Annotated in this window: 8 protein-coding genes and 2 pseudogenes; 4 read left to right on the top strand and 6 right to left on the bottom strand. The window is 68.6% G+C overall.

Features of this window, described 5'->3' with window-relative positions; translation table 11 throughout:
* Nucleotides 1–136: 136 nt before the first annotated feature.
* Nucleotides 137–730 (bottom strand): hypothetical protein, encoded by a 594-nt coding sequence (locus VGZ32_RS04635; RefSeq protein ID WP_326884552.1) that lies wholly within the window; start codon nucleotides 728–730, stop codon nucleotides 137–139.
* The gene (locus VGZ32_RS04630; protein ID WP_326884551.1) at nucleotides 730–1,422 is read right to left on the bottom strand and encodes a hypothetical protein; all 693 of its coding nucleotides are present in this window, start codon (nucleotides 1,420–1,422) and stop codon (nucleotides 730–732) included. Before VGZ32_RS04630 ends, VGZ32_RS04635 begins: the two co-directional genes overlap by 1 nt.
* A gap of 588 nt (nucleotides 1,423–2,010) precedes the next feature.
* Here VGZ32_RS04630 and VGZ32_RS04625 point away from each other — a divergent pair.
* The gene (locus tag VGZ32_RS04625) at nucleotides 2,011–3,129 is read left to right on the top strand and encodes a hypothetical protein (RefSeq protein WP_326884550.1); all 1,119 of its coding nucleotides are present in this window, start codon (nucleotides 2,011–2,013) and stop codon (nucleotides 3,127–3,129) included.
* Here the strand turns inward: VGZ32_RS04625 and VGZ32_RS28595 are convergent.
* Nucleotides 3,130–3,252 (bottom strand): annotated as a pseudogene (locus VGZ32_RS28595) (2-oxo acid dehydrogenase subunit E2); the annotation flags it as partial.
* A gap of 643 nt (nucleotides 3,253–3,895) precedes the next feature.
* Here VGZ32_RS28595 and VGZ32_RS04620 point away from each other — a divergent pair.
* Both VGZ32_RS04620 and VGZ32_RS04615 read left to right on the top strand, forming a co-directional pair.
* Nucleotides 3,896–4,291, top strand: a complete 396-nt coding sequence (locus tag VGZ32_RS04620; protein ID WP_326884549.1) for a nuclear transport factor 2 family protein — start codon at nucleotides 3,896–3,898, stop codon at nucleotides 4,289–4,291.
* 122 nt (nucleotides 4,292–4,413) lie between these two features.
* Nucleotides 4,414–5,028: a PadR family transcriptional regulator gene (locus tag VGZ32_RS04615; protein ID WP_326884548.1), complete on the top strand. Its 615-nt coding sequence runs from the start codon at nucleotides 4,414–4,416 to the stop codon at nucleotides 5,026–5,028.
* 29 nt (nucleotides 5,029–5,057) lie between these two features.
* On the opposite strand, the gene VGZ32_RS28590 is transcribed toward VGZ32_RS04615, so the two are convergent.
* Together VGZ32_RS28590 and VGZ32_RS28585 are read right to left on the bottom strand one after the other, a co-directional pair.
* Nucleotides 5,058–5,858: an alpha/beta hydrolase gene (locus tag VGZ32_RS28590; protein WP_349263483.1), complete on the bottom strand. Its 801-nt coding sequence runs from the start codon at nucleotides 5,856–5,858 to the stop codon at nucleotides 5,058–5,060.
* Nucleotides 5,859–5,879: 21 nt separating this feature from the next.
* Nucleotides 5,880–6,335: pseudogene (locus VGZ32_RS28585) on the bottom strand (cupin domain-containing protein); the annotation flags it as partial.
* A gap of 103 nt (nucleotides 6,336–6,438) precedes the next feature.
* On the opposite strand from VGZ32_RS28585, the gene VGZ32_RS04605 reads away from it, so the two are divergent.
* Nucleotides 6,439–7,080, top strand: a complete 642-nt coding sequence (locus VGZ32_RS04605) for a TetR/AcrR family transcriptional regulator (protein ID WP_326884546.1) — start codon at nucleotides 6,439–6,441, stop codon at nucleotides 7,078–7,080.
* 27 nt (nucleotides 7,081–7,107) lie between these two features.
* Here the strand turns inward: VGZ32_RS04605 and VGZ32_RS04600 are convergent, their stop codons facing one another.
* Nucleotides 7,108–8,325, bottom strand: a complete 1,218-nt coding sequence (locus VGZ32_RS04600) for a hypothetical protein (protein WP_326884545.1) — start codon at nucleotides 8,323–8,325, stop codon at nucleotides 7,108–7,110.
* Nucleotides 8,326–8,468: the final 143 nt, after the last annotated feature.

Raw genomic sequence — 8,468 nt, 5'->3', positions numbered from 1 at the left:
CAGGCGCGGGACATCCCTGTGCGGTGGAGGTAAGTCCTCTGCGCGCTGATGCGAACGGCGCCTCGAACGCCCTCCGAAACGCCGTGGTGGCCCGGCAACGGCGCACCGCCGCTGCCGAGCCACCGGGACAGGCGGACTACTGTTGGAAACTCTCCTCGATCCACTGGTGACTCGCCGCGTCGATCACCACGGTGAAGTGCGTGTACACCTTCGGCTTCTGACCTGCGGGCGTGTCGATCTCGAGCGGATTCGGTGCGGACGCCACGCGGACGACCCAGACAGCTGTCGAGGGGTCGACGGTCCCGTTGACGTGCTTTCCGCCGTAAACGGCCTTTTCGTAGCTGCTCAAGGTCGTCTCGCTGGCGGCGGCCATGGAGGCGTTGGCCCTGGCCGCCGGATCCGCCGCGCGCAACGCGGAGCTCACAGCCTCGGCCTGCGTCATGGGTGCAGCCGGCGCCACCGGACCCGCCGGCTTCCCGGCCGGTCGCGCGTTACCGGAGTTGCCGGGGCCACCGCAGTAGGCCTTGTGCGCGGTCAGGCACGCAGCCAACTGCCGGTCGGCCGCCGGGCCCGCCGCGGCGGACGTACCCGCGGCCGCCGAGGCTGTCGTGGCCGCCGCGAACCCGCCGAGCACGAGCGCGCAGCCCCCGAGTGTGATGGCGGCCCGGGCCCTCGCGGACATCCGGCCCGATCCGGCCGTCTTCCGGTTCATCTTGGCTGTCAGCTTCATCAGTGCTTCCACCAAATCCAGTCCGAATTGTACCAATACCCTGTGAAGCCCGGATCGACTTGCTGGGTCGGAACACTGGCACCGCCGTTGCTCAGGTACCAGTTCCCGGCGCCGTCCCGGAAGTCGGAGGTCATCTCGAACCAGTCGCACCAGGCCGTCGACAGGTCGTTGACCTGCACCTCGCCGCCGACCTGCTGCTCGTGGCCCGTCCAGCTGCCGGTGACCGTGCTGGTGCCTTGATAGGCGCCGTCGTAGTACACGTCCCAGGTGTTGACCCCCGAGCCCTGCTGGATCACGTACGAGTGATCCGTTCCGTCCGGCGCGACGTTCGCGATGTAGTGCCGAGAGAAGTTGCCGCTGGTCGACGCGTCGGCCCAGAAGACCTCGTACGCCGTGCAGCCGCACGGGTCCCCCGGGTCGATCCCGTTGCGCAGACCCTCCTCGACCCACGTGCCGTTCGGCATGACCAGCCACATCTCGGAGTTGATGTGGCCGCCGTAGGCGTAGTCCGAGTCGGCCAGGTACATGTTGTTGCTGTGCCACTCCCCGTAGATCCCGGTGAAGTCGTCGCTGCGGTCGAGAATGCCGATCGAGTAACAGTGCGGGTTGATGCACGAGGTGGCGGCCTGCGCGGCGGGAGCCGCGGCCACCCCGGCGAGAACGGCGGTCACGATCGCCACGAGGCCGATCACCGCAGCTCTCAGTCTTCGAATGTTCCCCGTTTTCAATGGCTTCACAGCCCTCTCATTCTTCGGTGCTTCCGCGGTGCCCGATCAACCCGCGACCGGAGCACCGCCGGCCCACGACAGCGGCGGCGACATGCACCGCCACCACTGCTGCTAGGCAGTCTCACGCCCGAAGAGCGAGACGGGTACCTAAGACCCATCAGGTACCGAATCCGCATGACACGTGATATTGAGGGATGAGGTCCGGGGCATCTCCGCTGTGCCGGCCGCCGAGCAACGTCGCCGCCTCCGCGGCAGCCCGCCGCCCGAGCTTCGCAGAACTCTAACAACAGGTGTAACACGCTGGTGAACGGTCCCTGAATAGCTTCGGGCGCAAGCGTTGACCAGCGCGGAATGCGTTGCTAGTTTCCCATCACGCCTGATGACAGGGTGAAGCTGCAAAGCCCTGCCATCTTCTGAGAATCGCTTAACACCACGGACACCGGACCGGCGCGGGGTGACCCCCTACCGCCGATTCCGGCGCCCGCGCACGACCCTGGCGGCCGCAACAGGCGTGCCGACGGGCATTCTCAACCCGAGAGGGAGCCACCCACGATGTTCCACCTCACCTCGTCAAACGGGCGCCGGGCCGCCCGCATATCGCTCGCCGCTGCTGCGGGCACCTCCCTGGTCGCCGCCGTCACCATGACGACGATCGGCTCGGCCCAGGCCGCGACCGCCAACACCACCGCGCACCGGCTCGGCGTGATGCCGACCGTGCAGGGCGCAACCCAGACGCGGGCGCTCGCGGCCGCACACGCGGCCACCGGACCGGAGACGCTGTCCTACGGCGGCGGCATCGACGGCATCGGCGTGACCAGCGGTCACCCGAAGGTGTACCTCGTCTTCTACGGCAGCCAGTGGGGCAAGCAGAGCACTGACGCCAACGGCAACCTGGCCTTCAGCAACGACGCCAAGAAGGGCGCCGCGGCCGCGCAGATGATGTTCAAGGGCCTCGGCACCGGCAGCGAGCAGTGGTCGGGCACCATGACGCAGTACTGCGACGGTCCGCTGGTCCACACCGGCGCGACGAGCTGCTCGGCCAGCGCGGCGCACGTGCCTTACCCGACCGGCGGCGTCCTCGCGGGCGTCTGGTACGACAACTCCGCCAAGTCCCCGCAGGCCGCATCCGGTCACCAGCTCGGCCTCGAGGCGCTGAAAGCGGCGCACCACTTCGGCAACACCACCGCGGCGGCGAACCGCTACGCCTTCTACGTGATCCTTTCCGCGCACGGCACGAACCCGGACCACTACCAGGGCCAGTACTGCGCGTGGCACGACTACAACGGTGACACCACGCTCACCGGCGGCGCGGTCACGTCGAACGTCGGCGACTTCTCGTTCTCCAACCAGCCCTACAACATGGACTCCGGCTCGGGCTGCGGCGTGGACTTCGTCAACAGCGGCAGCAAGGGCACGCTCGACGGCTACACCATCACCCTCGGCCACGAGTACGCGGAGAACATCACCGACCAGAACCCGGCCGGCGGCTGGACCAACAACCAGTCCGGCTCCCAGTTCGCCGGTCAGGAGAACGGCGACGAGTGCGCGTGGCTGAAGGGCGTGCACGGCGGCGCCGCGAACGTGAAGATGGGCAACGGCACCTACGCCGAGCAGGGCACGTGGTCCAACGACACCAACATCTGCGAGATCGCGCACCCGACTGTTAGCTAACGGTCTACAACTGCAGGCGGTGCCGCCGGGCCGGATCGGTCCGGCGGCACCGCCGTCGCATACCCGGTGGTCGAAGGTGAGCGAGAGTTGGGTGACCTTGCGCACGGCAGACATGCCGTCGATCGCGCTCGATGTGCTGGAGCTCGCCAGGCCGCGCCGGCTCCCGCTCCCGGCCCATGGACAAGGCGACGAACAGCAGGCCGATCAAGGTGCCGGCGACGCTTGCCGCCGCCTCGAAGAATCCCTGCTCCGGCACGATATTCACACCTTTCCGATCGACGGACCTTCTCTCTGCCGGTTTCCACGCTACGACCCCCAACAGCACCAACGCCTCGCCCCCGGAGTCGGCACGCAGGATGGATCCCGCTGCCCCGTGTCATACCACGGCATGACACTGCGCGTGCGCGCTCAACCCGATGACACCGCGCGCGCTCAACCCTGCCGGTGCCGATCTTCCACATGCCCTTCGCGGGCTGATCGTGACGACCGGGGCGCGATCGGTTTCGGGAGTTAGCACGCTGCGAGCGTGACGTATGACGTCGGACAGGCGTCGGGAAACGTGCGGAGCCCCGGGCGTCGCGTCAGCCGAGCCGTGGCTGCCCACGACACCTATACAAATTTCTGATTAGATGAGTCGCGCAGTAGGTCCGGGTTACGCCAGAGCCGGAGGCATCAGCGCCACTGCTCCAGGGCTCGACACCTGGCGCCCCTGCGCCTCATCACGCCCTGGATAAGTATCGAAGCATTTAGTGTCTGAGGTGACGAGATGCACCCGTTTCGCGAGGCAGTCGAGGCCAAGGACGCAGACTCGGTGGCCGCGATGCTGGCCGACGATGTCGTCTTCACCAGCCCGGTCGCCTTCAAGCCCTACCCCGGAAAGCCGATGACCGCCGCCATCCTGCGCGGCGTGCTGCGGGTGTTCGAAGACTTCACGTACATCCGCGAGATCGCCAACTCGGACGGGCGCGACCACGCCTTCGTCTTCACCGCGACCGTGAACGGCAAGAAGCTCACGGGCTGCGACTTTCTCCACTTCGACGAGGAGGGCAAGATCGACGACTTCACGGTCATGGTACGTCCGCTCTCCGCGGCCAACGCGCTGGCCGAGGCCATGAACGCCCAGTTCGACCGGATCTCCCGCGAAGCAGCCGAAGGTGTGTGACCCGGCGCTGCGGTCCGGTTGCCGACGCGGGTGACGGGAGGCTCGCAGCGACGCGGCAGGCGCGTTCACGCGTGTCTATAGTAAATATTTTGATTAACCAATGAGCGCTCTATATTGAGCGCATGGCATTGCGCAACGCGATTCTGGCGACGCTCCTGGAGGGCGAGGCGTCCGGCTACGACTTGTCCAAAGGCTTCGACGCGTCGGTCGCGAACTTCTGGATGGCCACGCCACAGCAGCTGTACAAGGAACTCGAGGCCATGGAGTCCCAGGGGCTTATCGCAGCGCGGGTCGTCGAGCAGGACCGCAGGCCGAACAAGCGGCTGTTCTCACTGACCGAAGCCGGGCTCGCGGCGCTTCGGGAGTTCACGACGCAACCCGCGAAGCTCACCGCGATCCGCGACGAGCTTCTGGTCAAGGTTCAGGCCCTAGACGCCGGTGACCCCGCAGCGGTGCGCACGGCGATCGCCGGTCGTCTCGAGCTGTCGCGCACGAAGCTGGCCCGGTACGACCGGCTACGCGCCCGCCTGCTCGCCGGGCGCACCGAGGACGAGTACTTCGACCAGGTCGACCGCGTCGGGCCCTACCTGACGTTGATGAGAGGCCGCGCATTCGAGAAGGAGAACATCCGCTGGGCCGAGCGGGCTCTGAGCATCCTGGAGAAGCGGTCCGCCATCGGACATGACGCGCGACGCGTCGGCGAGCACGCCTCCCCCGCCTCGAGCGCAGGACACTGAGCCCCGCCTCAGCGCGGTGGCACCTCGGGTCAAGGCGCCTGGTGGGGCTTGTCCAGGAAGGTGTCGATGGCTTCGAGGACTGCTTCAGGCTGTTCGAGGTGCGGGAAATGTCCAGCCTGCGGGACGGGATGGAAGGTCACGCGGGGGAAGGATGCGGCCAGGGCGCGTTCGTACTCGAGCGGGGCGATCCCGTCCTGCTCGCCGGCGAAAACGAGCACGGGGACGGCGACACGGTGCAGGCGGCCGCGCAGTTTCGGGTCGTAGCAGAAGTGCGGGCCGCCCGCGTAGACCGCCAGCGCCGCCTGATTCGCGGCCAGCGCAGCCTTCTGCTCATCGCTGAGCGCGGCCGGATCCGGGCGCAGCCGTGGATCGTGGAAGGCCAGCTCGCCGGTCTTGACCGGGCCGAGCTTCGCGGGGTCCGCGATCTGCAGCGGCGGCTCGGGCTCGATCCCGGTCGCGGCCAGCAGAACCAGGCCGCTGATGCGGTCGTGGTTGTCGCGCAGCCCCATCTCGGCCGCGATCCAGCCGCCGACCGAGCTGCCGAGCACGAGCACCGTGCGCAGGCCGAGTTCCTCGATCAGGTCGAGATAGGCCGATGCCAGATCGGCGACGGAGTCGGTGCCGTCCGGACGCGGCGTCGCGTCGAAACCGGGGTGCGTCGGGACGACCACATACGAGTGCTGGGAGAGCGCCGCGGCGAGGCCGGCGACCGACCGCGGTCCGGCGCCACCGTGCAGGACGAGCGCACCGTTTCCAGCGCCGTCGACCTCGCCGTACTCGTCGACCGTGATCGTTAGGCCATTGCGAAGTTCGACTGTGCGTCTCGTCAGGGCTCTGCTGACCGGGTCGGGCGCGTAGTCCGTGGCCGGTGTGGTCGCGTATCGGCTCATGGCCTGGGCGGCGGCCTGAGCGGGCGTCTGGCGGCCGTCCGCGAGCGCGTCGCGCAGGTCCCGGAAGTACTGCACGTAGAGGTCCGGCGTGAATGTGTTCACTATCACGAGCGGCTCATCCCCGGGGTTGGCGAACGTGTGCGGCGCGCCGGGCGGAACCATGACCATCGTTCCGGGCGGCGCGTCGTAGGTGGCGCTCCCGACGGTGAACCGCGCGGTGCCGGATACGACGTAGAACCCCTCGTCGTGCTTGGCGTGCCGGTGCTGCTGCGGGCCGTCGCTGTGCGGGGCGAGCGTGATCTCGCCGATCCCGAGCCGGTGCGCGGTGGTGCCGCCGTCCTCCAGGATGCGCATCCGGGCCGGTCCCAGCTCGATCAGTTCGCCGCCGTCCGGGGCGACGATAGCGACCTCGGTCATAGCTTGACTCCTTCGTGAGAGTTGACTCTCACGACCTTAGGAGGCTCGCACTCGTTATGCAAGTCAACTCTCATAACGAGAGCGAACTTGCTATCCTTGTCGCATGCAGGAGACCGAACAGCGGAGCCAGACGACAGCGGCGGGGCCGCCCACCACCGGCCGCGCCAACCAGAAGCTGCGCACGCGCACCGCGATCCTTAAGGCCGCGGCCGAACTGGCGGGCACCGGGCGCGAGGTGACCATGCTCGAGGTCGCCAAGACCGCGCTGGTATCAGAGGCCACCGCATATCGCTATTTCCCGGATCTGACCAGCCTGCTCCAGGAGGCCATGGCTGACCAGATGCCCACCCCGGAGGAGGCGTTGGCGGCGGCAGCGGACTCCCGTGACCCGGTGGAGCGCGTCGCCGCCGTGACCGAGCACCTCCTGCGCCACGTCCAGCGGTATCAGGGTGCGGCGCGCGCCATGATCGCGGCGACCGTCGCCCGCCCCGCAACCGTCGCCACCCGTCGCCCGGGCCTGCGCTTCGGCCTGATCGATCACGCCCTCGCTCCGCTCGCCGACTCCCCCGCACGCATCACGTCCGCCGCCCTCGCCCAGCTCAAGAACGACCTCGCCGTCGTCGTCAGCGCAGAAGCCCTCTTCTGCCTGACCGACCTGTGCGGCCTGGAGCCCGAGGCCGCCATCGCCAGCGCCGTGCGCACCGCGGCAACACTCACCCGCGCGGCGCTTCAGGCCACCGCCTAGCAATGTCCTGCTGAGGTTGAAGCAGGCTCAGTGGCCGCCGACGTTGGCTTGCGGGGCTGCAGGGGCTGCAGGGGCGAGATTGTCGAGGGTGGTACTCACGGTGTCCCAGGCGGTGACCTTTCCGGTGGCCAGGGCGAATACGGCCGCCGTGAGCAGGGTGTAGCGGGCTCCGGCGGCCGCGGCCTGCTGGTGGCTGTAGACCGGCAGGGCAGGCAGCACGATGCCGGCCGCCGCGAGCAACACGGCGTTCCCGATCCGGGAGCCGGCCCGGCGCCACAGCGGCAGGCGGTCCGGTGCGGGCGCGGCACTGACCAGATCCGCGAAGCCTCCGGAGCTCGGATCGCACCATGCGGCCAGGATCTGCGTCAGTGCCTTGCTCATGGCGCTGTATTCATCAGGATGGAGCGCACGCGCCAACGGTGCCTTGGCGGCTCGGACGAGTCCCGCCAGTTGCGCCCCGTCCTTGCGCGCCATGGTCCGGGCAGCCAAGTCCAGGCGCGGAACCCGAACCAGCGCGTATTCCTCCGCGTCCCCAGCCGCGCGTTCCAACAGCGCGACGAGCGATACCACGGCCTCACGCCCCGGCGGCGTCCCGTCGGCCCGCTGCTGAGCGCCCAACTGCGCGATGCGCGCCGTCGCCTCAAGCAGTCGCAGGACCGCCGAGTCCAGCGCCGCGTTGCCGCCAACCGCACGGCGCGCACGAACGAGCGGTGCCACGGCACTGCCGAGTAGTCGCAACGGCCACGACACCGCCTGCCGCGGGCCCCGCGGACCAAGGGCGTCAGCATAGGCGAGCGCCATGATGAAGGCGCCCAATACCGCGCCGCACAGGGCGACCAGCACAAACGCGCCGAACTCGTTGTCGAACGCGAACAGCGGCAGCTGCGCGTGCGCAGCACGGCGAATGCGGACCTCGGCGAGTACGCCATAGAGCGCGGACGCGATGGCCAACAGGCCGACGTAGGTGGAGACGAACGCACCGGTTCTGTCGCGAGCCTGCGTCGTGTCCACCGGGGCGAGTCGGCGCAACTGATCGAGTAGACGCCAGGCCTCGCCGCGCGCGGCCACGGCTGAGATGAGCGCGATCAGCGCATATACCACTGACATCGCGACGGCGGGCGCGTGGCCGACCGGCAGGCCGATCGCCCACACCAACGCCCCGATCCACGAGGCGAACAGCAACCCGCTCCACACCGCGAATCTGCCCACGCCGAAGGTGAACCCGCGCACCCAGCGCACGCCCACGCGCGCACCGCAGGCTTCGAAATACTCTGCTTTCAACGCCCCCAATGGCGCCGACTCGTGCGGCGTGGCGTCGCGCAGCGCGTGCACCTGCTGTCGCGCCCATGCCGCCACACGCTCGGCGCTTGCCGTCGCAGCGTCGGAAC

The sequence above is a fragment of the Actinocrinis sp. genome, assembly GCF_035938995.1.
In the GTDB taxonomy this organism is placed as follows: Bacteria; Actinomycetota; Actinomycetes; order Streptomycetales; family Catenulisporaceae; genus DASZGI01.
The sequence above is the reverse complement of the archived record's forward strand: the minus strand, read 5'-3'. Positions and strand labels throughout refer to the sequence as shown.

What these genes read in the sequence shown, in the direction of transcription:
- VGZ32_RS04635 (WP_326884552.1), bottom strand. Translation starts at nt 730, where the DNA reads ATGAAGCTGACAGCCAAGATGAACCGGAAGACGGCCGGATCGGGCCGG.
- VGZ32_RS04605 (WP_326884546.1), top strand. Translation starts at nt 6,439, where the DNA reads ATGCAGGAGACCGAACAGCGGAGCCAGACGACAGCGGCGGGGCCGCCC.
- VGZ32_RS04620 (WP_326884549.1), top strand. Translation starts at nt 3,896, where the DNA reads ATGCACCCGTTTCGCGAGGCAGTCGAGGCCAAGGACGCAGACTCGGTG.
- VGZ32_RS04625 (WP_326884550.1), top strand. Translation starts at nt 2,011, where the DNA reads ATGTTCCACCTCACCTCGTCAAACGGGCGCCGGGCCGCCCGCATATCG.
- VGZ32_RS04615 (WP_326884548.1), top strand. Translation starts at nt 4,414, where the DNA reads ATGGCATTGCGCAACGCGATTCTGGCGACGCTCCTGGAGGGCGAGGCG.